This window comes from Streptomyces sp. NPDC005303 (assembly GCF_040607335.1).
Classification (GTDB): domain Bacteria; phylum Actinomycetota; class Actinomycetes; order Streptomycetales; family Streptomycetaceae; genus Streptomyces.
In genome coordinates this window covers 207,294-229,516 of the sequence record NZ_JBEXGM010000001.1, presented here as the reverse complement: position 1 = coordinate 229,516, position 22,223 = coordinate 207,294, and the positions used below count along the sequence as shown (strand labels likewise).

The window sequence follows — 22,223 nt, the reverse complement described above, 5'->3', positions numbered from 1 at the left end:
CTACAAGTCCAACTCCGTGGGGTGACTGAGGTCTTTCAGCGTTGAACACCAAGCACGTCGCCTGCCTGTCGTCGGGCGGAGGAGACAGAGGACGACCGCAAGCGGTTCCTCGAAGCGTGGAGCAACGCCTAAGCAGCACCACGAGGGGCCCGGTCCAACAGACCGGGCCCCTCGTTCATCTCTACAGTTTGTCGAGCATCTGCAGCAGGGTGCCACGCAGTCCCGGCGCCACAGCGATGGTGGCGGTCGACCGCAAGCTGTGCGGCGAGCCGTCCAGGTCCATTACGGCGGCGCCAGCCTCCCTGGCAATGGCGACGCCGGCAGCCATATCCCAGGGATGGTTGCTGAGGGCGATGCTCGCGTCGAGCTTGCCGGATGCGACCCAGATGAGGTCAATGGCGGCTGAGCCAAGCATGCGGACACGCAGGACCTGTTCGGCGAGCATCCGCGTTAGAGCGAGGCGGCGAACGTTTCGCTCATTGGCTCGGACACCGACGGCATAGTCGCCGATCGCGACGATGGCCTCGTTCAGAGCCGTCCTCTGGCTCGGTCGAATGAGCTCTTCGTTTGCGTAGGCGCCGTGACCCTTAGCCCCTCGGAACCGTTGCCCCATGAAAGGCAGATCGATGGCTCCGAGAACCGCACGGTTGTCCTCCACCAGACCCAGGGAAACTGCGCACAGCGGCAGCCCGTTGACGAGATTTGCGGTTCCATCGACGGGATCCAGAGCCCAGGTGAGCGGACCTTCAATCCCAGTACCACCGCTCTCCTCGCCCAGGAATCCAATCTCTGGCGTCTCCTTCCGCAGGAATTCGCGGACCCGTTCCTCTACCGCTAGGTCAATCTCTGAGACCATATCCCGATCCCCCTTGGATCGGACCGACCCCACTGCCATCTCCGTAACCAGTGAGGACGCATGGTCAAGGGCCGCCGCGGCGATGTTCAACAGTGGCGCCAGGTCAGCCATCCTGTTCCCGCCTTTCCCACAACGTGTCGAAGATCTGCTCGAAAGTCGGGTATAGCCCGCCGGCTAGCCGGCGCTTGCGGATCAGGAACGTCGGCGAGTCGACGCCCCGAGTCTGAGGTAGGTAGGGCTGAGCAACGCATAGTTGCCCGTCGATCAGGGTGATGTTGAACCGGATGGGTTCGTCGTAGACCCCGACTCTGATGCGGTCGGCCGCCTCAGGACCGATCCGGCCAGCGACCCGTTCTTGCAGGATGGTCAGGTTCAGCGCCGTAAGCGCGGACAGACGCCCCTCGGGGTAGCCCTCTTCCCTTTCCCGTTCCTTGACGAAGTGGCCATACGGCTTGAGAAACAGTGCAGTGAGCCTCGTACCATTCTCGATGAGCTGTGTCAGCTTGGCTTCGGAGTATGACTGGCACAGGAGGTTCAAGGAAAGGCCCGCAATGCGAATGTCCTTAGCCTCATCGAATAGATCTGAAGCGGACACCTTCGCCTGAAACTCTGAACGGCTTGCGTATACACCGGCCAGATCAGCGAACTGGTCGCCGACTATCTGGGTCAAGGCATCACGCGGCTCGCCGTCGACAAGCCCGGGAGCTGCCCGTCGCACCATCAACTCCGCAGCAACCAGGACATCACCCGGTGGCGTGGCCGTCGTCTCCCATGACTCCAGAGCTTCGGGGCTCACACTCCAGTCGAGCATGCTCGACAACAATTCGGCGAACTCACCATGGCTGAGCCCCTGAGCGTTGCGAGCGGCAGCCAGTTGATTGCGCGCCAACTCCCCAAGGTCTGGCCGATATGAGGCTCTATCGTGCAGAGACACTACTTTGCCCGAGTTGCCCTTGTTCACCTTGTCCCCCTCAACCGTGGTCTAGCTGCCAGCCGCCCTACGGAGGCGACCTGACCCGCCGTCGCTCTTCAAGGGCGCCTTGTCACGCGGATACGGCTGACCGACGCGCCCGTACAGTTCGATCAACTGTGCCTGAAGAACGGCCACTGACCGCCGAAGATCAGTGATCTCGACTCGCAACTCCTCAACGGCATCGCGCCCGGCCCCTGGCTCCAACCTTTCGAGTTGCTCCTGAATCTGCTGAAAACCTTCCGTCAGCTCATCAAGAGTCAGGCGCTCAGAGGCCGACTCATCGGGCGTAGCGCGAACGAAGACAGCCTTGCCCGGTTGCCCATACACCAGCCCTTCTTCTCTGAGGATCCTGATCGCATCTCGAACAACAGTGGTGGATACGCCATGAGCCTTGACGAGTTGCGACGCAGACGGAAGCGCCTCTCCGACCGCAAGTTGTCCACCTGCGATCTGGGCACGTAGTTCGTCGGCAAGCCGCTTGTAGGCCGGCCCCTCCTGCAAATCCGCCATGCCAGCACCTCTCTACCTCTACCTACTGCACTAACTACAGCTAGTGCAGCACACGAAAAGAGCGTGAGCCAGGAGCGGTTGACAACCTCATGCACTAGGTGCAACCTAGTGTATGAGGTTGAGCCAAGGTGAGACATCGCCTCAGGGCTCGACGGGCGTTGCTTGAGAACTGGAGAGTGATCGTGCGGGGCTGACGCGAGAGCGGCGGTCACGGCAGGTGCCTAGGGCGAGGGTCCGGGTGGCAAACCGCCGTGATGAACGAAGCTCTCCCCCTACGCGCCTGGCAGGCGCCACCCGATCTCGGGTGTGGGGAAGTACAGCGGGCCCCAACGCACGTGGCGGGATGAGAAGACCGCCCCCGAGACGACCGGGTGAAGTCGTCGGCGGCACAGCCACCTGCATCAGCTCTGGAGCACATCCCTTCGGGGTGCCACCCGATGCATGCCGCCCTGCTGGCGTCAGAGCAGTGACGATGACGCGCCCGATCCCCGGCTCGGGACCGGTGCCCCGAAGCAACGGAGCGCCGGCGAAGCCGTATCCCTGCTACCTGCGGGAGGTCGGCGTGAGTCGACGACAAACATGGGCCCTGCCGGGTGGACCGGCCGGCAGCGCCTGAAGCCCTCCCGGTCCGCCTCTTCCTGGCATCGCAGCGACTTGCGCTGCGGCCGGTTGCCTCTCCTCGCCCATCCGGCCCGCACCTGGTGCGCCGGCTGCACGGGCGAGGCGGGGGGAGCCGGAAAGTCCGGCCCTGAGCGGTCCCCCGGGGTGCGACCCGAGGGACCGCGAGCAGGCACCTGATGTGGAGGCACCTGTGGTCACCAGTCTGACAGACACGGAACGGGACGAAGTGTCCCGTAAGGCAGGCGAGGCGAACAAGCGCAGCGAAGACAACACCCGTGCTCGGGGCGGCCGTTGATGGCCGACGGCGAGCACGAGAAGACGAAGGATCCGCTGCCGCCGCGTCCGCGCGGCCCGCACCCCTACTGAACATCCCAACCGCACTGACGGCTCCGGCCGGGTTCGACTCCCGGCAGGAGCACTCCGGCCCGCCGCATCACGCGGCGGCGCCGTATTTCCCGGACCAGCCGGCGCCCTCTGGCGGGCGCGCTCGTGGCTTCCGGCTTTCTCCGTCCCTTCGACATGGGAGTTCCCATGCACAGTTACGTCGGCGGCCACCGGGCCGACACCCCAATGGACTTCGTCGAACTCGCCCTCGGCACTCCCGCCGAACTCTGGCTCGGAGTCAACGGCGAGAGCGAGATGGAGCGCGCGGCCCGCCTCGACGCGGGCCGCGACATCCTGGCGGATCCCGAGTACGGCAGCCTGCCCGACGACCTGATCCGGCTGGCCGCGCGGGTAGTCGACGAGAATCCGGACCTGTTCAACGTCGTCCCGCTGCCCCGCCTCGCCCGCCGCCGTACGGCGCGTCGGGGAGTCGCGGCATGAGCGAGAGTCTGACGCTGGATGACCTGGCCGTGCCGCTGCAGGCGCTGCGCCTGCTGGCTGCGGACTTCGGGCACCTGTCGGCGCCGGCCGTGGCGGTGTCGACCATCTACCCGGACCGGTTGGAGCTGTCGTTCCACGACGACCTGTCTGGCTTCGAGGCATGGCGCGAGGCCCTGGGTATCCCGTCGGAGGCCGTGGTCCACCGCGAGCAGAGCAACGGCCACACCCGCGTCCTGACCGCAAGCGCCGACCACGCGGGCACGGTCGTGGACCTGGTCGGCTACGGCACCATCACCGCCCCGCAACCGGCCGGGGCGGCGACCTGATGTCCGTCACCTGGGGCAAGTGCTACGACCCCAACGGCGCCCGCCTCGGCATCCCCACCTGGCCGTGGCGGTACGCGCCCGACGGACTGGAGACCAGACGGCAGTTACGGGCCCGCGGCCTGCGCCCCGGCGGCCAGCCGATCGCCGGCCAGATACTCCGGCCCCGCTACCGGCGCGGACCGCTGATCGCCTACCTCTACCGGCTCGACAAGGCGCTGCCGGTCCGGCCGATGACCCCGGCCAAGCGGCGGGCCCTGGCGTGCGCGATGCGAGCGCGCCGCACCTGCCCGCAGTGCCGCCTGGACGCCGGATACGTCATCCCCTCATCCCTTGGGGTCTGCGTCCCTTGCGCCTACCCCGACGACGAGAAGCAGGAGTGATCACATGAACTGGAAGGAAGTACAGACCGTGCTGCGCAGGTTGGCGCACTGGAGTCTGCCGGCCGGGCTGACCGGCCTGTCCCTGGGCTGGACGGTCTACGCGGTCGGCGAGATCCTCGCCCACCAGGCCCCGGCACCGCTCGCCTACACCGTGGCCGGGATCTACGACGCGGTGTGGCTGTACGCGCTGGCCATGGAGACCGCGCACCGCCGCCAGGGCTCCAACGCGACGCTGCCCACCGCGCTGGGATGGCTTTTCCTGGTCACGTCGGTCGGGGTGCTGTTCACCCACGGCCTGCTCTCCGCCACCGCCGTCGTCGCCGCCATCGGCGCCGTGGTGCCCGCTGCCGCCAAGGCAACGCTGATCATGGCGGTGGAGCGGGAGGCCACCCGGATCTCGCCCGCGGCGCAGGCGCAGATCGATGCGGTGCGCAGCGCGACGCGGGACCAGGTGGCGATCGGCCGTGTGGTCACCCGGGCCAAGACCGACCGGCAGACCACCGCGGCCGTCCTTGAGCGCGAGGAGCACAGGGCCCGCGGCAAGGCGCAGAAGGTGCGTCACGAGGCAGCCGAGAAGCTGACCAAGCTCACCGCCGACCACCCGGCAGCCGACGTCCCGGACGCGGTGCCGGCGCTGTTCTCGGACGAGGATCTCGCCCGGGTGCTGGGCCAGTGGTCCAACGGGGGCGTGTCCCCGGGTGTGTCCCCTGTGTCCCCCCAGGTCAGCCACGTGTCCCCCACTCCGGAACTGCCCCCCTCGCAGGGCGAGGGACACACCCCGCTCGACTGGTCAGCTCTCGTGCAGGTGGCGGCCGTGGCTGGCGTCGACACCCCTGAGCCGGGTGAGCCGCTGAGCGAGGAACAGCTCACGGTCGTGCTGCGGTGGCTGCGCCACTCGGACAACCCCCCGCTGTCGTACCGCAAGGCGCTGGCCGCTTACCGCGCGGCCGGGTTCGTGGCGAAGGAGGAGCGGGTCCGCAAGGCGTATGCCGCCCTGATCGACGCGGAGGACGCACAACCCTGATCCAGCGTCCGGCACACATCAATGAGGACCAGCCCAGGTCTAGTGGGCTGGCCCTCGTTGCGACTGCCGGAAGCAGTCGGACACCAGTGAAGCAGACCCGGTGAGCCCCGGCGAGCGGCACATCCGCAGACCCGGAGCAGACCCGGCGAGCTGAACCCCGCACACCATCCCGAATCCTGCTGTCTGGAAGGGAACTTCCCTGGTGAACAACTCATCCATCCGCCGCCGACGCCTCGCGGTGTCGGCAGCCGTCGCTGCCAGTACGGCTCTGACCGTCGCGATCGGCGTGCGGCTGTCCGGCTACGGCGTGCCGCTCGCGCTGCTGCTGGCCTGCTGCCTGTCCTGCCTGGCCACCTTCTCCAGCCTGCTGTTCCGCGTGATCGCCGCGTGGTCGACGACCACGCACCGCTGCACGCAGCCCGGCTGCGACTTCCGCGTCAGCCTCGCCCACACGGACGCCGCGGAGAGCCGCAAGTGGCAGGAGATCGCCGCCCAGCACCCGCACCGCACCCTCTGACCTACCGCAACCCCCGAATTCAGCAGGCCCGGCCGCATGCCTCCTACAGCTTCGGCCGGGCCCTACTCCCCTGAAGGAGTGCTCACAGCATGACGGAACTCAGCACCGAGCCGGTAGTGGCCCCGGCTCCGACCGCACCGCCCCCGCCCCCCGACACCTCGCCCGCCAAGGCGCAGGAGGAGGTGGAGCACACGCCCGGCGGCTGGCCGATCGTCCCGCTCGCCCTGTCCGGGGCGAACAGCACGGTGGGAGCGGTCGCCGCCGCCTCCCTGGCCGGCGGACCGATCGCCGCTGCGGTCGCCGCCACCGGCATGGTGGTCCTCGGCACGGTCGCCGCCACCCGCTCCCGCAAACCCAACTCCCGCCGCGAGGCGCGCCGTTCCGCGGCCCGCGCTGCCGGCCGTTCCGCCGCCCGCAGTGCTGGTCTGCGCAGCAGCGGAGCGGGCACCCGCCGCAGCTCTGGAAGCCGTTCGGCAGGTTCGCGTGCCGGTCGCTCGGGTGGCGGGGTGGGCAAGGTGCCCGGCCAGCACCGCCGCACCACCGGCAGCGCGACCGGAGGAAAGAGCCTCGGCAAGAACAGTCATGGCCCGTCCAAGCACTCCGCAGCGCGCACCGCGGGTGCGGCTGCGGGCCGGGCTGGGCAGGTCAAGGCACTGCGGGCCGCGCAGAAGGCCGCGGCCGGGTCACGGGCCGGACAGCGGGCGCAGACCACCAGCGCGCGCCGCGCGGTCGCCGACGCCCGCCGCAACGCCAAGGCCGCTGCCGGCAAGTCCCAGTTGGGCAAGCGCGCTGGTCTGGCGGGCCGCCTGATGGGTGGCGCGGCCAGGAAGGCGCGGTCCGCGCGGGATGCGGCGATTGCCAAGCAGCGCACCAAGCGGGACGCGAAGACCGGCGCTGCTGTCGCCGGACAGCGTTCCAACATCCGCAAAGCCCCGGCCCGTGCGGCGGCGCGTAAGGCGCTGCGCAAGTCCGCGGCCCGCTTCCACGGGCGGCGCCTGCTCGCCGCGCTCCTCGCTCTGCCGGTCGGTGTCCTGGGCTGCCTGTCCACCTGGATCGGCCGCAAGCTCAACATCCCCGCCCTGATCCACCCCGGCCGGCGCCTGTACCGGCGCATGGTGCAGAGCGCGGGCGAGCAGCGCGCCGCGCGCGACGAGACCGCCCGCGAAACCCTGCGCGAGCAGGAGGCCGCCGCGGATGCGGAAGCCGTCAAGGACGGCACGGAAGGGATCGCGGACGGTGTCGAACGCCCCCCGGCCACGGTTCCCACCAGCACGATTCCCCAGAGCAGTGAGGGAGAGCACGTGTCCAGTTCCGGTTTCAAGTTCGAGGACCACGCCACCGAGATGCAGGCCGCCGCGATGCTCTACGAGCCGGACGGCTGCATGGAGATCCTCGCCATGGTCGAAGGTCTGCCCGAGGCGCTGAACATGGTCGCCCACGTGATGCAGATCCTCGCGGAGCGCTCCGACAGCGAGTTCCCGCTGGAGAAGGAAGTCGCCAACGGCTTCAACGACATCTACGACCTGCTCCGCAAGGCCGCCGCGGGCGCCGAGGAACTCCCCGCGATCTTCCGCCGGGTGCACGAGCAGGACATCGCCCGCCACGAGGACCCCCGCAACGGCACCGAGGCCGAGAAGGGCTGGAACGTCTGAGATGAGCAGCACCGCCACCGCCAAACACAACAGCAGTGGCCCGGTGTTGGACTGGGCGGCCGGTCACGGACCCGTGACCGGCGCCCTGTCCGCGACCACCGGAGCCTTCGCCGTCGCCACCACCGGCGCCGCCACCGCCATGCCCCCCGGCTGGGCCCTCGCGGTCGGCGCCGCCGGCGCCCTGGGCCACACCGTCGTGGGCCTGCGGGTACGCAACGCCGGCTGCACCCTGGCCACCCGCGCCGCCTCCTGGCTGGTCGGGGCGGGCTGGACCACGTGGGCGATGACGCACGGCCCGCTCACCTGGGCCGCGCTCGGCTCGCTGGCCACCATCGGCGTCGGCATCGGCGCCGCCGCCCGCTCCGCCGCCCTGTTCGAGGAGGCGCGTGAGGAGGAAGCCCTTGCCGCCGAACAGCGGCAGGTCGCCGCGGAGTTGTCCGCGGAACGCCGGGCGATCGCCGCGGAGTGGGCGGAGCGTATCCAGCGGGTGTGCTCCATGACCGTGCGGGTGCTGGGGGTGGAGATGTGGGAGACCGGGGCCGGGTTCTCCATCGATGCCGAACTCCCGCCCGGGGGTGCGACCTGGAACAAGATTGCTGCCGAGTCGCCGCGGCTGTCCGCGGACGCGCGACTGCCGCACGGCTGCACCGCCACCGCCTCCCCCGGCATCCACCAGGGCCGCGTCATCATCGACGTGACCACCGTCAACGTCCTGGAACAGGAGCGCACCTACCCCGCCGACTACGGCCCGCTGTCATTGCACACCGGCATCCCGTGGGGTTACCGGACGAACGCGTCGCAGATCCTCGCGTACCTGCGTGAGCAGTGCGCGCTGATCGTCGGGCCGACCGGTTCGGGCAAGACGAACATGGTGCACGCGATCCTGGCCGGGTTCGCGCGTGCTGAGGACGTCCTGACGTGGGTGATCGACCTGAACGCCGGGTCGGCCGGCCTGCCGTGGGTGCTGCCCGCGCTGAACGGTGAACTGGTGCGGGAGGACGGAAAGCCCGTACGGCCCGGCATCGACTGGCTCGCCGGGACGTTCGACGAGGCCATGACCATGCTGGATGCGGCCGTGCGCGTGGCCAAGCAGCGCAAGATGGGCTACCAGGACCTGCTGTCCAAGGCCAACACGGATCTGCTGCCGATCGGTGCAAGGATTCCTCAGATCATGCTCGTGATCGATGAGGGCGCGGAGATCCTGGCCAGCCCCGACCGGCAGGTGCGCAAGCTCGGGGAGAAGATCCTCGAAGTCATCCGGATCGCCCGCGCCATGGGCGTGCGCACCGTGCTCACCGCACTCGGGGCGACCGGCAGCGTGCTGAGCAACCTGATGATCCGCCGGGAAGCCAAGGTCCGCGTCGCCCTCACAGGCGGCGAGACCGAAGGCATGGACCTAAGCAAGATGTTCCCCGGCAGCCGCGGCCTGCGCGTGGACCAAGCCCCGCACAAGGGCGCCGGGTTCATGGGCACCCCGGAGTCACCGGCCGCGCTGTTCAAGACGTGGCGGATCCTCCCGAACCAGATCCGCGACATCACCGCCGCCACCTCCGACCGCCACCCCACCCTCGACGACGTCTCCGCCAAGGCCGCTGGACCCGCCTACGCACGGCGTTGGGATGCCGAGCGGACCGCGTGGATGCGCGACCAGGTCGTACCGGACGGCGCCGACGACGTGCCCGCGGGCGGGGCGGGAACGGGACTGCGTCTGTCAGCTCTGAGCCCGCGAGCAGAGTCTCCGGAGGAGGAGCTGGCGCGCCGGTTCCGCGAGGAGATCGACGCCCAGTTCGCCACTGCACCCGAACCCCAGACCCCCGGCGTGGACGCCGGGGCGGAGCGGCCGGCCGGGCTGAATCTGTCGGCGCTGCGGGACGAGCAGGAGGACAGCCCCGCGCAACAGGCCGCGCTCGCCGCGCTGATCGCCGCCGGGCCCGACGGCACCGGAGCGTCCGCGATCGCCCGCGCGCTCGCGGATGCCTACGGCACGACTCGTCAGACGGTCGTGGGCTGGCTGAAAACGTGGGTGCAGGACGGCACAGCCGTCCGCGTCGGGGAGGGCACCAAAGCCCGCTACGTCCACCGCTCCCACATCGCCGACGACTGATCACTTGTCGCTTGTCGCGCGCACGTCTCCCGATACCGCTACCAGGGCTCTGGAGGCCCGGAAACGGCTTGTGACCTGGGAGGCGACAAGCGACAAGACAAGACAAGCGACAAGCCAGACGACAAGCCGCACGACAAGACAGGCGACAAGCAACGCGACAAGCACACCACCCATCCGCACGGGCCCGCGCCACCTGCTGGCGCGGGCCCGCGGCACACCCCGAGGGAGCCAGGAATGAGCCAGCACACCCCGCCCGGCCAGATGGCCCCGCACGTCCCCGCCGACCTCTACCAGCGCGCACAGGCGACCGGACAGCCGGTCGTGTTCGTCGTCCACGACACCACCCCGGCCAGCTTCCCGTGGCAGCGCCTGCTCATCCCGTTCGCGATCGCCGGGGCCGCCGCACTCGGCACCTGGGGAGTGGTCGCCGCCCTGTGCTGGCTCATGGACGTCGCCGCCCACACCGCCACCGTCATCGCCGGCGCCGCAGGGCCGATCGGAGCGGGCGGCATCACGCTCAAGGTCTTTTCGAAGAAGTAGCTACGCCAAGGGCGACCCCCCTCACGCCAATGAATCGGGGTCGCCCTTGCCCAACCAGCCCTCAACAGACCTGTTGGAGGTCTCCCAGCATGACGCAATCCACCGACATCCGGCGAGTGCACGGCCGACGCCTGCGCTTGCTGGACCTGTACTGCAAGCAGGGCGGCGCGGCCAAGGGCTACGCCGACGCCGGGTTCGACGTGACCGGCGTCGACAAGGACCCGCAGCCGCGCTACCCGTTCCGGTTCGTGCAGGCGGATGCGATCGCGTTCGTCCTCGAACACGGAGCGGCGTTCGACTTCGTCCACGCCTCCCCGCCCTGCCAGCACGACACCGACTGCCAGCGCCTCCACGGCAATGACCATCCGGACCTGATCGCCCCAACCCGTACCGCGCTGGAGAGCACCGGTCGGCCGTGGGTGCTGGAGAACGTGGGCGGCGCGGTGCCCAAGCTCCGCAGGCCCGTGATGCTGTGCGGGCCCATGTTCGGCGTCCAGTCGTACCGGCACCGGTTCTTCGAGACCGGCGGCGGCTTCACCCTCCCGCAGCCTGCTCACCCGGTCCACACGGTTCCGCAGGCCAAGATGGGCCGCCCCGTCCCGCCCGGGTACTACGGGCAGTTCGTCGGCAACTTCTCCGGAGTTCCCCTGGCCCGGCGCGTCATCGGAGTGGAGTGGATGAACCGGGACGGCATCCGCGAGTGCATCCCGCCCGCCTACGCCCGCTACATCGGCAACGCCGCCCTGCCCCTGCTCGCCCCCGGCCTGGGGGTGGCGGCGTGAGCAACCACCTGCGCACCGCCCTCCAGCTCGCAGCCGAAGGGCTGCCGGTCCTGCCGCTGCGCAAGGGCAAGGTGCCCTTCGCCAACTGCCCCGCATGCCTGTACACCTCGTGCGGCGGCCGGCCGAACATGAAGACCCCCGGCCCCTGCACCTGCCCCGCCCCCTGCCACGGCTGGGCCGCCGCCACCACCGACACCAGCGTCATCAACTCGCCGGCATGGGCGAGCGCATGGCAAGGCGCCGCGGCGGTCGCCTACCACCCCGGCGGCGCCGGCCTGACAGTCGTGGACTGCGACAACGCCGACGCCATCGCGTGGGCCCGCGAGACCCTGCCCGCCACCCGGACCGTGCCCACGACCCGCGGCGAGCACTGGCTCTACCGCGGGACGATGGCGTCAGCCAACGGCGTGCGGCCCGGCGTGGACATCAAGTCCACCATGGCCTACGCCCGCTGGCTCGGGCCCGGCACCGGCACCATGGCCGCGCTGCCCGACGTCGTGCGCGCGCTCACCGCAGCCAAGCCCGCCACCCCCGTACCCGTCAGGGTTCCGGCGCCGGCCGGGGGCGGGGAATGCCGCCACCGCACCCCCGCCTACCTCGAACGCGGGATCGCCATGGCGGAGCAGCGCATCACCGAGGCCCGAAGCACGATTCACCACACGGTCTACCGGACGTTCCTGGCCGTGCTCTCGACGCACGGCCGGTGCGGCTGCCTCACCGAGGATCACATCGCCCGCCTGTTCACCGCCGCTCAGGACAAGGGCGAGACGCCGCGGCACTGCACCGACGCGTGGACCAACGCCCGCACCACGTTGGGGCTCTGAGCATGGACAACGACGACGACAAGAACCCGGCCCGGAAGGTCATCGCGGACTACGCGCAAGAGCGCTTCCGCTACTTCCGCACCGCGGACGGCACCGTCTACGCACAGCGCAAGGGCCACCCCGTGGCCCGCCCGATCCGCTCCCAGGGCACCACCGGAAGCCACCGACAGGAACTCATGGTCGGCCTGTTCAGAGACGGACTCGGCACGTTCAACGGCACCGCGATGAAGGAGGCACTCGACTTGATCGAAGCACTCGCCCTCACCGAGCAGGTCCAGCCCGTCCACATCCGCGTCGCCCCCGGCTGGGACGGGGCCACCTGGCTGGACCTGGGCCGCAACGACGGCCAGTCCGTGCGCATCCACCCCACCGGCTGGGACATCACCGTCCCCGACCCGGCAGAGGTGTGCTGGCGGCGCACCCAGCTCACCGGCGAACTGCCCCTGCCCGTCAAGGACACCAACGGCAAGGGCATCGACCTGCTGTTCAGGCTGTGCAACTTCGCCAATGCCGAGACGGAGTGCCTGGCCATGGCCTGGCTGGTCGGTTGCCTGGAACCCTCCGTGCCCGTCCCCGCCCCCTTCCTCACCGGCCCCCAGGGCGCGGGCAAGTCCACCGGCGGGCGGATGCTGATCCGGCTCATCGAGGGCATGACGGGTGACCTGCGCCGGGCCCCGAAGGACGAGGACAACCTGATCGCGGCCGTGGCCGCGGGATGGGTCACGGCGCTGGACAACCTCTCCCACATGACCCCGGACCTGTCGGATGCCATGTGCTGCATCGTCACCGGAGCCGAGAGCGTCAAGCGCGCCCTGTTCACCGACGGCGACGTCTTCCGCGCCCGCTACCGCCGCCCCCTGCTCCTGACCGGCATCGACGTCGGCGTCATCCGCCCCGACCTCGCCGAGCGACTGCTGCCGCTCCGCTTGGAACGCCCGCAGGTGCGGCGCACCGAAGCGGAGCTGTGGACGGAGTACGCGGAAGCCCTGCCCGTCATGCTCGGCTCCCTGCTGGATTTGACCGTCAAGGTCCGCGCCGCCACCGCTGAAACACCGACCGACCTGCGGATGGCGGACTTCGCCCACCTGTGCGCTCAGCTCGACGAGGCCATGGGTCTTGGGGCGCTGGCGGCCTACCGGGCCGGGCTGGACGACCTCAACGACGACGTCATCGAGGGCGACCTGCTCGCGCAGACCGTGCTTCAGTACGCGGCCGGCATGGAGCCCGGGGCGCAGGAGCGGATGTCGTCCGCGGAGTGGCTGCACCTGCTCACCCGGCTCTACAGCGGCGAGGACTGCCGCCCCCTGCCCAAGGGCTGGCCGACCACCGGCAAAGTCCTCTCCGACCGGCTCAAGCGCCTTCAGCCCACCCTCGCCGCCCGCGGCCTGGTCGTCGACTGGGGACGCACCAAAACGGCCCGCTACATCGAACTCACCGAACCCGCACCCGCACCCGGGCCGCAACAGGAAACGGCGTTCTGAGCGGAGGCCACCGCACAACAGCAAGAAGAGCACCCGGCACGACGCGGAGAGGGGTGCTCCTCTTGCTGTTCGGTGCGCAGCACCGCCCGAAGGACGTGCCGCGCAGCGGCTCCTTCTTCGCTCTCTGAGCCGCGCACAACAACAGACACCACCCCCCTCCTTTTCCTAAGTAGGGGAACACTGCGTCACCTGCGTCACCCACGCCGGAAAACGGCCCCTGACCAGCAGAGAAGGCGGTGACGCAGAGCCCAACCCTCTGCGTCATCGTGCGTCACCTGCGTCACCCCCCGGTGACGCAGGTGACGCGGCGGTGACGCAGCCCCACCGCGCTCCGTCACCGATAACCGCAGGTCAGCGACCTGAATGACGCAGGTGACGCGGTGACGCAGAAATCCGAACCTCGGACAGGTGCAAGCCCAGACATGACCAGAACCTCGAAGGAGTCGGCTGTGGCACGCCCTCAGATGCTCAAGCTCCCCGAAGTCCTCGCAGAGATCGGCATGAGCCGCGCCGCCTTCTACCGCATGCGCGCCCGCGGCCACGCGCCCCGAATCCGCAAACTCCCCAACGGACAGGTCCGCGTCAGCCGCGCCGACCTCGACGCCTGGTGGGAGAGCTGCGAGGAAACCGCCGTCTGACGACTTTGGTCATTTCGAGCCCGCCCCACCTGGGGCGGGCTCTTTCATCCCCGGAGAGCCATGCCCCTAACGTACGACGTTCGCATCTACAGCATCGAAACTCGCCGTGATCGCCCGAAGCCGTACCGCGTTCGCTGGCTTGTCGCAACTCAGAAGCACTCCAAGAGCTACACGGTCAAAGCGCAGGCTGACGGTCGCCGTTCTGAGCTGATGAGCGCTCTGCGTAAGGGCGAGCAGTTCGATGTGGAGACGGGGCTCCCTGCCTCCGAACTGCGGGCCCGGAACGGCTCCGTGACGTGGTACGAGCACACCCGCGCGTACGTGGAGCGTAGATGGGACCGGCTCCCCGCCAAGTCACGCCGCAACGATGCCGATGCTCTGGCGACCATCACGCCCGCCCTCGTGAAGACCACCGTCGGGCAACCGCCACTCCGCGTACTACGCAAGGCGTTGTACGGCTGGGCCTACAACAAGAGCCGTTGGGACCAGGATCATCCCGATGACGTCGTGAGCGCGTTGCACTGGCTTGAGAAGAATTCCCTCCCTGTCTCAGACCTCGAAGATCCTGCCACGCTCCGTTTGGCGCTCGACGCTGTGTCGACGCTGCTCGACGGCTCCCTCGCTGCCGGGCGAACGGCCCGGCGCAAGCGAGCCTGCCTCAGCGACGTTCTGGGTCTCGCCGTCGAGCGTCGATACTTCAGTGTTCCCGTGAACCCGCTGGCGACAGTGAAGTGGTCAGCTCCGAAGTCCGCCGAAGAGGTGGATCCGGCGAGCGTCGCCAATCCCCGTCAGGTCCGTGCCCTGCTCGAAGGCGTACGGGGACAGGGCGAGCGCGGGGCCCACCTCGAAGCTTTCTTCGGCTGCCTGTATTACGCGGCCATGCGGCCCGCTGAAGCGGTAGGTCTAACGGCAGCCCAATGCCATTTGCCGGAGAGCGGGTGGGGGAAGCTCACTCTTCGAGGCGGCATCGTCCATGCCGGCCGCGACTGGACCGACGACGGCCGAGCCCACCAGGATCGCCACCTGAAAGCACGGGCAGCGCGAGATTCACGTGTGGTGCCCGTGCCTCCGCACTTCGTTGCGATGCTCCGCCAACACATCGCCCGCTACGGCACCGCACCCGACGGTCGCCTGTTCCGCACGAGCAGGGGAGGTGTGATTCAGGACACTGGTTACGGCGAGGTCTGGGCTGGCGCACGCATAGCGGTGCTGACCGTGGATGAGGAGGCGTCGCCCCTCGCTCGTAGGCCGTACGACCTCCGATGCGCTGGCGTCTCCTTCTGGCTCTTCAGCGGAGTCGACCCCATGGAGGTTGCGCGCCGAGCCGGACACTCGGTAGCCGTACTGCTGCGCGTCTACGCGAAGGTGTTGGCGCAGGCGCAGGACCGCGCGAACCGTCAGATCGAGGCTGGCCTGCGGGAATGGGACGGAGACGGCCGTCCCCCCGGGGGACGCCTGGGGGACACGCGCTGATCAGGCTTGGGAATCACCTGAGACAGCGCGAGACAAACAGCCCTTTTCGAGCTTCGTTTGACCAGCGCTGTTCGGATACGCAAAGACCCCCTCCGCTCTGCGTTTCCGCAGTTCGGAGGGGGTCTTTCTCAGCGTGGCGGCGCCAGGATTCGAACCTGGGAAGGCTGAGCCGGCAGATTTACAGTCTGCTCCCTTTGGCCGCTCGGGCACACCGCCGGGGTTGCTGCCCTTCGAACCGACTTTCGGCGGTGCTCCGTGGCAACGACGTAAACAATACCCGATGCCGAGGGGTGCTTCGCCACCCGATTGATCTGCGCCCGAACGGCATGGGGTGACTAGGCTTGGGCGGATGCGGCCCGGGTTCGCGCCGGGCTCGGCGCCCGCCCCACGTCGCCGATACGCATCCGTACGCACGCCGACACGCACCCCGATACAAGGAGCCACAGGACATGGCCGACTCCAGTTTCGACATCGTCTCGAAGGTCGAGCGGCAGGAGGTCGACAACGCCCTCAACCAGGCCGCCAAGGAGATCTCCCAGCGCTACGACTTCAAGGGCGTGGGTGCCTCGATCTCGTGGTCCGGTGACAAGATCCTGATGGAGGCGAACTCCGAGGACCGGGTCAATGCCGTCCTCGACGTCTTCCAGTCCAAGCTGATCAAGCGTGGGATCTCGCTGAAGGCACTCGACGCGGGCGAGCCGCAGCTCTCCGGCAAGGAGTACAAGATCTTCGCGACGATCGAAGAGGGCATCTCCCAGGACAACGCCAAGAAGGTCGCGAAGATCATTCGTGACGAGGGCCCGAAGGGCGTGAAGGCCCAGGTCCAGGGCGACGAGCTGCGGGTCAGCTCGAAGAGCCGTGACGACCTGCAGTCCGTCATCGCCCTGTTGAAGGGCAAGGACTTCGACTTCGCGATCCAGTTCGTGAACTACCGGTGAGCTGCTGACTCACCGATCGGCACCGATCCACGAGGAAGGGTGGGCACCTGGCCGGTGCCCACCCTTCTCGCCTGCTGGCTGCGGTTCGGAGGTCAGTCGCGCGAGTTGCCGAACAGGAGACGGTAGGCGATCAGGAGCACGAGGGAGCCGCCGATCGCGGCGGCCCAGGTGGGCCCGTCGTAGAAGTTCTTGGAGACCGGGTGGTCAAGCCAACGGGCCGATATCCAGCCGCCGATGAAGGCACCCGCGATGCCTATGAGAGTCGTCCCGATCAGGCCGCCCGGGTCACGGCCCGGCAGCAGGAACTTGGCGATGGCTCCGGCCAACAGCCCCAGGATGATCCAGCCGATGATGCTCATGCCCTGAACCTGCCCTTCCGTGCTGTGCCCGCACTGTCGGAGGACTGTGATCTACGTCCCGGCAGACCGGGCGAGCGCGTGCTCATGGGGAGTACGTCGTGCTCGTCGGGCCTGTGCGGTGTTCGTCGAGCGGTGTTCGCGTCTTGTTGCTGAAGAGGACGTCAGGGCCGTGTCCCGCGGTTGCACGCGCTCAGTAGGGTGCGGCTCATGACGCATTCCGGTGCCGAACTGCGGCGCACGCTGGGAGTAGGGGACGCCGTCGTCATCGGACTCGGCTCGATGATCGGCGCGGGGATCTTCGCCGCCCTCGGGCCGGCCGCGCGCGCCGCCGGATCGGGACTGCTGCTCGGGCTCGCGCTCGCCGCCTTGGTCGCCTACTGCAACGCCACGTCCTCGGCGCGGCTGGCCGCCCTGTACCCCGCCTCCGGCGGCACCTATGTGTACGGGCGGGAGCGGCTCGGACCGTTCTGGGGTTATCTCGCGGGCTGGTCGTTCGTGGTCGGAAAGACGGCCTCCTGTGCGGCGATGGCGCTGACGGTGGGGGCGTACGTGTGGCCTGAGCAGGCGCATGCCGTGGCCGTCGCGGCCGTGGTGGCGCTGACCGCTGTGAACTACGGGGGGATCCAGAAGTCCGCCTGGCTGACCCGGGCGATCGTGGCGGTGGTCCTCGCTGTCCTCGCTTCCGTGGTGGTCGTGTGTCTGGGGGCCGGGGCCTCGGAGGCCGGGCGGCTGAACGCCGGTGTCTCCGGCGGTATGGGCGGGGTGCTGCAGGCCGCCGGTCTGCTGTTCTTCGCGTTCGCGGGGTACGCGCGTATCGCGACCCTCGGTGAGGAGGTGCGGGACCCCGCGCGCACCATCCCCCGCGCGATCCCCCTGGCCCTGGGCATCGCGCTGGTGGTGTACGCGGGTGTGGCGGTGGCTGTCCTTTCCGTGCTGGGCGCTGATGCTCTGGGCCGCGCGGACGCGCCGCTGGCCGAGGCCGTGCGGGCGGCAGGGGTGCCGGGGCTCGTGCCGCTGGTACGGGTGGGTGCAGCCGTGGCCGCGCTCGGCTCGCTGCTCGCTCTGATTCTGGGCGTCTCACGAACGACGCTGGCGATGGCCCGGGACCGGCATCTGCCGGGCGCGCTGTCCGCCGTGCATCCCCGTTTCCAAGTGCCGCACCGGGCCGAGCTGGCCGTGGGTGCGGTGGTCGCGGTCCTCGCCGCCACGGTGGACGTACGGGGCGCGATCGGTTTCTCCTCCTTCGGTGTGCTCGCCTACTACGCGGTGGCCAATGCGTCGGCCTGGACACTCGGTGCGGCTCCCACTGCCCGTGTGGTGCCGGTGGTGGGGCTGCTCGGGTGTGTGGTGCTCGCGTTCGCGCTGCCCGGGGTCTCGGTGGTCGTGGGCGCGGGGGTGCTGGTGGTCGGGGTGGTGGCGTACGGCGTACGGATGTGGTGGGCGGGGCGGTAGATCTGCGGACGGGCGCCCCTGAGGAACGTCAGGTCGCGCTCGTCGGCGGTGCCGTGCGTATCGGGAACTCCGTCCAAGGAGTCATCTCCAGCTCCTCGTTCATCTCCTCGTACCAGCCCGTGCCCTCGACCCAGGCTTGCAGCCATTCCGTGAGGGCGGGAGCGTCCACGAACCAGGAGTGGTCGCAGTCTCCGGCGTTCGGCTCGAAGAGCAGGACGGAGGCTTGCGGGCTGTGGCAGTCCACGCACGCGTACATCGCACAGCCCCAGTGGGAGATCGGCAGGACGCCCTCGGGCCAGGGCCAGTCGGGGTCCTTGCGACCGCTCTTGCGGTTGGCCAGGTATTGCACGACCGCTGCGGGCTCGCCGGCCGGAGCGCTGTCGAGTAGGGGCAACAGGCCGTACTCCGGGCCGAATCCACCGTCTCCTATCCGCAGGTACAGGTCGGCGAGCAGCGGGGGCAGGCGGAAGCCCAACGCGGCTTCGGCGCGGGCCAGTGTGGTCGTGTCCACCGGCTCGGGCAGGGAAGTCCAGCCCCACGGATGGGTGTTGCGGGCCTTTTCCGCCACCCGTGCCAGCAACTGCTCGCTCTCGGTCATGCATTCATGATGCAGGGCGGCACTGACAGCCGGGCAGGCCTGTGGACAACCCGCTGGTTGTGGAAAACTTCGGGGCCGCCATCCCGGTTCAGGCTAGGTGGCCGTCGACGCGATCGCCCTCGGTGAGAAGGGCGAGGAGTACCTCGACGGCCGGTGGACGGTGGGGAGTGCTGCGGGCGAGGCCGGGACATCTGCGGGTGACCGCTCCCACTCTCCCGGCCCGTCCGTCATCCCGCGCGAACGGCCCATCCGTCATCCCGTCGCGAACGGCCCATCCGTCAGCGGGCCGCGAACGGCCCATCCGTCAGCGGGCCGCGAACGGCTCGTCCGTGGGAACGATTTCGCGGCCCAGGGGGAACAGCGACACGGGGATGAGCTTGAAGTTCGCGATCCCGAACGGGATGCCGATGATCGTGAGGCAGAGGACGAGGCCCGTGGCGATGTGGCCCAGGGCCAGCCACCAGCCGGCGAGGACCAGCCACAGGACGTTGCCGACGCAGGAGGGCGCGCCCGCGTCGCGGCGCTCGACCGTGGTGTATCCGAAGGGCCACAGGGCGTAGACGCCGATACGGAAAGCCGCCAGGCCGAACGGGATGCCGATGATGGTGATGCACAGAAGCACGCCCGCGGCCAGGTACGCGAGGAACAGCCAAAGGCCGCTCAGGACGAGCCAAATGACGTTCAGGATCGTTTTCACTGGGGTCGACCTGCCATCTTCTCGAGCCGGGCGATGCGTTCCGCCATCGGCGGGTGTGTCGAGAACATCTTGGACAGTCCCTGGCCAGGGCGAAAAGGGTTCGCGATCATCATGTGACTCGCGGTCTCGAGGCGCGGCTCGGGGGGCAACGGCAGCTGCTTGGTGCCCGTTTCGAGCTTGCGGAGGGCGCTGGCGAGCGCGAGGGGGTCGCCGGTGAGCTGGGCTCCGGACGCGTCCGCCTCGTACTCCCTGGAGCGGCTGATGGCCAGCTGGATGAGGCTGGCCGCCAGCGGCCCGAGGATCATGATCATCAACATGCCGAGGAGGCCTGGGCCGTCGTCGTCGTCGGAGCGGCCGATCGGGATCAGCCACGCGAAGTTGACCAGGAACATGATCACGGAGGCGAGGGCGCCGGCGACCGACGAGATCAGGATGTCTCGGTTGTAGACATGGCTGAGCTCATGGCCGATGACGCCGCGCAGTTCGCGCTCGTCCAGCATGCGCAGGATGCCGTCGGTGCAGCACACGGCGGCGTTGCGCGGATTGCGGCCGGTCGCGAAGGCGTTGGGTGCCTCGGTCGGCGAGATGTACAGGCGCGGCATGGGCTGACGGGCCTGGGTGGAGAGTTCGCGGACCATGCGGTACAGGGCAGGCGCCTCGAACTCGCTCACCGGGCGGGCGCGCATCGCGCGTAGAGCCAGCTTGTCGCTGTTCCAGTACGCGTACGCGTTGGTGCCCAGCGCGATCAGGACGGCCACGACCAACCCCATGCGGCCGAAGAAGCTGCCGATGACGATGATGAGTGCGGACAGTCCCCCGAGGAGGACTGCGGTCCTGAGCCCGTTGTGCCGGCGGTGCACGGTACGCCCTCCAAGTGGTGCAGCAGGGGAACCCTTTGCTTGCTGGTCTCCGATGTCTTCCGATGCCACCGGTCCGTGGTGTCACGTCCAGTGGACCTTCCCGTCTTGCTCAACGCCAGGCGGCGGCCACTAGTTCCCTTGTGCGCACGGAGGCCCAGGTCGGCCGTCCGGGTGATGGTCCAGGAGGGGCGGTTCAGGGGTTCGGGAGGGGCGGTTCAGGGGTTCGGGAGGGCTGGTTCAGAAGAGGCCGGTGTCGGCGAAGCGCAGCACCAGTTGGGGCGCGCCCGAGAGGGCGACGCCGAGGACGCCGGTCAGGGCGAGCGCGGCTGTGAGGGGTGCGGGGACACGGTGCGCGGCGGTTTCGCCCTCCGGAGCCCGGAACAGCAGCGTCGTCCACTGGAGGTAGTAGAACAGCGCGATCACGACGTTGACGGCCATGACCACGGCGAGCCAGCCCAGGCCCGCGTCCACGGCCGCCGAGAAGACGGTGACCTTGGCGAACAGACCGATGATGCCCGGTGGCAGCCCGGCCAGGCACAGCAGGAAGAAGGCCAGCAGGAGCGCGGCGAGCGGGTTGGTCGCGTAGAGGCCCCGGTAGTCGGTGAGGCGGTTCGCGGCCTTCGTACGGCCCACGAGCGCGGCCACCGCGAAGGCGCCGAGGTTCACGGCGGCGTACATGAGGGCGTAGGCGACGGTGGAGCCGACGGACCGCTCGGCGTCGTCGGAGTACGCGGCGGCGGCGATGGGGACGAGGAGGTAGCCGGCCTGGCCGACGGAGGACCAGGCGAGCAGCCGTACGGCGCTGTACGCGCGCGTGGCCTGCTGTCGTAGGGCTCCGACGTTGCCGACGGTCATGGTGAGGGCGGCCAGCGCGGCGAGCGCCGGGCCCCAGACGTCGGCGTAGGACGGCAGGGCGACGACGGTGACGAGGATCAGGCCGGAGAAGCCGACCGCCTTGCCGACGACAGACAAGTAGGCGGCGATCGGGAGAGGCGCGCCCACGTAGGTGTCGGGCACCCAGAAGTGGAAGGGCACGGCGGCGGTCTTGAAGGCGAAGCCGACGAGGGTGAGGACGACGCCGGTCTGGGCGAGGGTGTGGAGCTGTCCGTCGACGTGCTGGATGCGGTCGGCGACCTGGGTGAGGTAGAGGGTGCCCGTGGAGGCGTACACGAAGCTGACGCCCATGAGGCTGACCGCGGTGGCGGTGACCGAGGACAGGAAGAACTTCAGTGCTGCCTCGGAGGACTTCCGGTCGCCGTGCCGGATGCCGACGAGGGCGAAGGCGGGCAGGGAGGCGACTTCGAGGGCGACGATCAGGGTGGCCAGGTCGCGGGAGGCCGGCAGGAGGGCGGCGCCGGCGGCTGAGGAGAGCAGCAGGAACCAGTACTCCCCTTCGGGGAGTCTCTTGTCGGCGTCCTTGAGGGTGGTGACCGACAGGAGGGCGGCCAGGAGGGCACCGCCGAGCACCAGGAACTGGATGACGAGCGTGAAGCGGTCGGCCGTGTAGCTGCAGACGCCGTCGTCGCCGGTCAGGCAGAACGTGCTGCGGTCGCCGTCCAGGAGGGGCAGCAGCAGGAGCGCGGAGGCGGCGAGGCCCGCGACCGAGACCCACCCGAGCACGGCCTTCTTTTGCTCACCGACGAACAGGTCGGCGACGAGGACGACGAGTCCGACGATCGCCGCGACGGTCGGCGGGGCGATGGCGAGCCAGTCGACGGACTGGACGAGGTTCGCGGCCGTCGCGGTCAGCGGCTGGGCCGACGAAGCCAGGGGCTGGGCCATGGCGGCCAGGG

The 22,223-nt window shown here is 69.3% G+C and carries 23 protein-coding genes and 1 tRNA gene; 15 read left to right on the top strand and 9 right to left on the bottom strand.

What is annotated here, in order from left to right:
• Positions 1-181: 181 nt before the first annotated feature.
• The 3 genes from ABZT93_RS01090 to ABZT93_RS01080 are packed head-to-tail and all read right to left on the bottom strand — an operon-like array spanning position 182 to position 2,339.
• Positions 182-967, bottom strand: coding sequence for an inositol monophosphatase family protein (locus ABZT93_RS01090; protein ID WP_356097081.1), 786 nt, complete (start codon positions 965-967; stop codon positions 182-184).
• Complete coding sequence (locus ABZT93_RS01085; RefSeq protein WP_356097078.1) at positions 960-1,817, bottom strand: DUF5919 domain-containing protein; 858 nt, start codon at positions 1,815-1,817, stop codon at positions 960-962. The genes ABZT93_RS01090 and ABZT93_RS01085 overlap by 8 nt, the downstream gene beginning before the upstream one ends.
• 21 nt (positions 1,818-1,838) lie before the next feature.
• On the bottom strand, positions 1,839-2,339 hold the full coding sequence (locus ABZT93_RS01080) for a GntR family transcriptional regulator (protein WP_356097075.1): 501 nt from the start codon (positions 2,337-2,339) through the stop codon (positions 1,839-1,841).
• Positions 2,340-3,491: 1,152 nt separating this feature from the next.
• Here ABZT93_RS01080 and ABZT93_RS01075 point away from each other — a divergent pair.
• The 13 genes from ABZT93_RS01075 (at position 3,492) to ABZT93_RS01015 (ending at position 15,526) form a co-directional block, all read left to right on the top strand.
• The gene (locus ABZT93_RS01075; protein ID WP_356097072.1) at positions 3,492-3,785 is read left to right on the top strand and encodes a hypothetical protein; all 294 of its coding nucleotides are present in this window, start codon (positions 3,492-3,494) and stop codon (positions 3,783-3,785) included.
• Positions 3,782-4,111 carry a hypothetical protein gene (locus ABZT93_RS01070; RefSeq protein WP_356097069.1) on the top strand — a complete coding sequence of 110 codons (330 nt, stop codon included), beginning with the start codon at positions 3,782-3,784 and terminating at the stop codon, positions 4,109-4,111. The genes ABZT93_RS01075 and ABZT93_RS01070 overlap by 4 nt, the downstream gene beginning before the upstream one ends.
• A complete protein-coding gene (locus tag ABZT93_RS01065; protein ID WP_356097066.1) occupies positions 4,111-4,491 on the top strand; it encodes an RRQRL motif-containing zinc-binding protein in 381 nt (126 codons plus the stop codon). The genes ABZT93_RS01070 and ABZT93_RS01065 overlap by 1 nt, the downstream gene beginning before the upstream one ends.
• Before the next feature lie 4 nt (positions 4,492-4,495).
• Complete coding sequence (locus ABZT93_RS01060; protein ID WP_356097064.1) at positions 4,496-5,515, top strand: hypothetical protein; 1,020 nt, start codon at positions 4,496-4,498, stop codon at positions 5,513-5,515.
• A 202-nt stretch (positions 5,516-5,717) separates the two neighbouring features.
• Positions 5,718-6,032, top strand: coding sequence for a hypothetical protein (locus tag ABZT93_RS01055; protein ID WP_356097061.1), 315 nt, complete (start codon positions 5,718-5,720; stop codon positions 6,030-6,032).
• Between the two features lie 89 nt (positions 6,033-6,121).
• Positions 6,122-7,684, top strand: coding sequence for a hypothetical protein (locus ABZT93_RS01050; RefSeq protein ID WP_356097059.1), 1,563 nt, complete (start codon positions 6,122-6,124; stop codon positions 7,682-7,684).
• A gap of 1 nt (position 7,685) precedes the next feature.
• Complete coding sequence (locus tag ABZT93_RS01045) at positions 7,686-9,788, top strand: hypothetical protein (RefSeq protein ID WP_356097056.1); 2,103 nt, start codon at positions 7,686-7,688, stop codon at positions 9,786-9,788.
• Between the two features lie 234 nt (positions 9,789-10,022).
• A complete protein-coding gene (locus ABZT93_RS01040) occupies positions 10,023-10,328 on the top strand; it encodes a hypothetical protein (protein ID WP_356097053.1) in 306 nt (101 codons plus the stop codon).
• Between the two features lie 89 nt (positions 10,329-10,417).
• Positions 10,418-11,110 carry a class I SAM-dependent methyltransferase gene (locus ABZT93_RS01035; RefSeq protein WP_356097051.1) on the top strand — a complete coding sequence of 231 codons (693 nt, stop codon included), beginning with the start codon at positions 10,418-10,420 and terminating at the stop codon, positions 11,108-11,110.
• Positions 11,107-11,934, top strand: a complete 828-nt coding sequence (locus ABZT93_RS01030) for a bifunctional DNA primase/polymerase (protein ID WP_356097048.1) — start codon at positions 11,107-11,109, stop codon at positions 11,932-11,934. The genes ABZT93_RS01035 and ABZT93_RS01030 overlap by 4 nt, the downstream gene beginning before the upstream one ends.
• A gap of 2 nt (positions 11,935-11,936) precedes the next feature.
• Entirely contained in the window at positions 11,937-13,415 is a 1,479-nt protein-coding gene (locus tag ABZT93_RS01025; protein ID WP_356097045.1) for an ATP-binding protein, read from the top strand.
• 449 nt (positions 13,416-13,864) lie between these two features.
• A complete protein-coding gene (locus tag ABZT93_RS01020; RefSeq protein WP_356097043.1) occupies positions 13,865-14,053 on the top strand; it encodes a helix-turn-helix domain-containing protein in 189 nt (62 codons plus the stop codon).
• 60 nt (positions 14,054-14,113) lie between these two features.
• Entirely contained in the window at positions 14,114-15,526 is a 1,413-nt protein-coding gene (locus tag ABZT93_RS01015; protein WP_356097040.1) for a site-specific integrase, read from the top strand.
• 134 nt (positions 15,527-15,660) lie between these two features.
• Here the strand turns inward: ABZT93_RS01015 and ABZT93_RS01010 are convergent.
• Positions 15,661-15,742, bottom strand: a tRNA-Tyr gene (locus ABZT93_RS01010).
• Between the two features lie 233 nt (positions 15,743-15,975).
• Here ABZT93_RS01010 and ABZT93_RS01005 point away from each other — a divergent pair.
• Positions 15,976-16,464, top strand: a complete 489-nt coding sequence (locus ABZT93_RS01005; RefSeq protein ID WP_356097037.1) for a YajQ family cyclic di-GMP-binding protein — start codon at positions 15,976-15,978, stop codon at positions 16,462-16,464.
• A gap of 92 nt (positions 16,465-16,556) precedes the next feature.
• Here ABZT93_RS01005 and ABZT93_RS01000 read toward each other — a convergent pair whose 3' ends face one another.
• Positions 16,557-16,823, bottom strand: a complete 267-nt coding sequence (locus tag ABZT93_RS01000; RefSeq protein WP_356097034.1) for a GlsB/YeaQ/YmgE family stress response membrane protein — start codon at positions 16,821-16,823, stop codon at positions 16,557-16,559.
• 207 nt (positions 16,824-17,030) lie between these two features.
• On the opposite strand from ABZT93_RS01000, the gene ABZT93_RS00995 reads away from it, so the two are divergent.
• The gene (locus ABZT93_RS00995) at positions 17,031-18,275 is read left to right on the top strand and encodes an APC family permease (RefSeq protein WP_356097031.1); all 1,245 of its coding nucleotides are present in this window, start codon (positions 17,031-17,033) and stop codon (positions 18,273-18,275) included.
• 28 nt (positions 18,276-18,303) lie between these two features.
• Here the strand turns inward: ABZT93_RS00995 and ABZT93_RS00990 are convergent, their stop codons facing one another.
• From ABZT93_RS00990 to ABZT93_RS00975, 4 genes are all read right to left on the bottom strand, one after another.
• On the bottom strand, positions 18,304-18,873 hold the full coding sequence (locus ABZT93_RS00990) for an SMI1/KNR4 family protein (RefSeq protein ID WP_356097029.1): 570 nt from the start codon (positions 18,871-18,873) through the stop codon (positions 18,304-18,306).
• A 304-nt stretch (positions 18,874-19,177) separates the two neighbouring features.
• Positions 19,178-19,570, bottom strand: a complete 393-nt coding sequence (locus tag ABZT93_RS00985) for a YccF domain-containing protein (protein ID WP_356097026.1) — start codon at positions 19,568-19,570, stop codon at positions 19,178-19,180.
• Positions 19,567-20,430: a zinc metalloprotease HtpX gene (gene htpX, locus ABZT93_RS00980; protein WP_355747466.1), complete on the bottom strand. Its 864-nt coding sequence runs from the start codon at positions 20,428-20,430 to the stop codon at positions 19,567-19,569. The genes ABZT93_RS00985 and htpX overlap by 4 nt, the downstream gene beginning before the upstream one ends.
• 237 nt (positions 20,431-20,667) lie before the next feature.
• Positions 20,668-22,212, bottom strand: coding sequence for an NADH-quinone oxidoreductase subunit N (locus ABZT93_RS00975; protein ID WP_356098384.1), 1,545 nt, complete (start codon positions 22,210-22,212; stop codon positions 20,668-20,670).
• Positions 22,213-22,223: the final 11 nt, after the last annotated feature.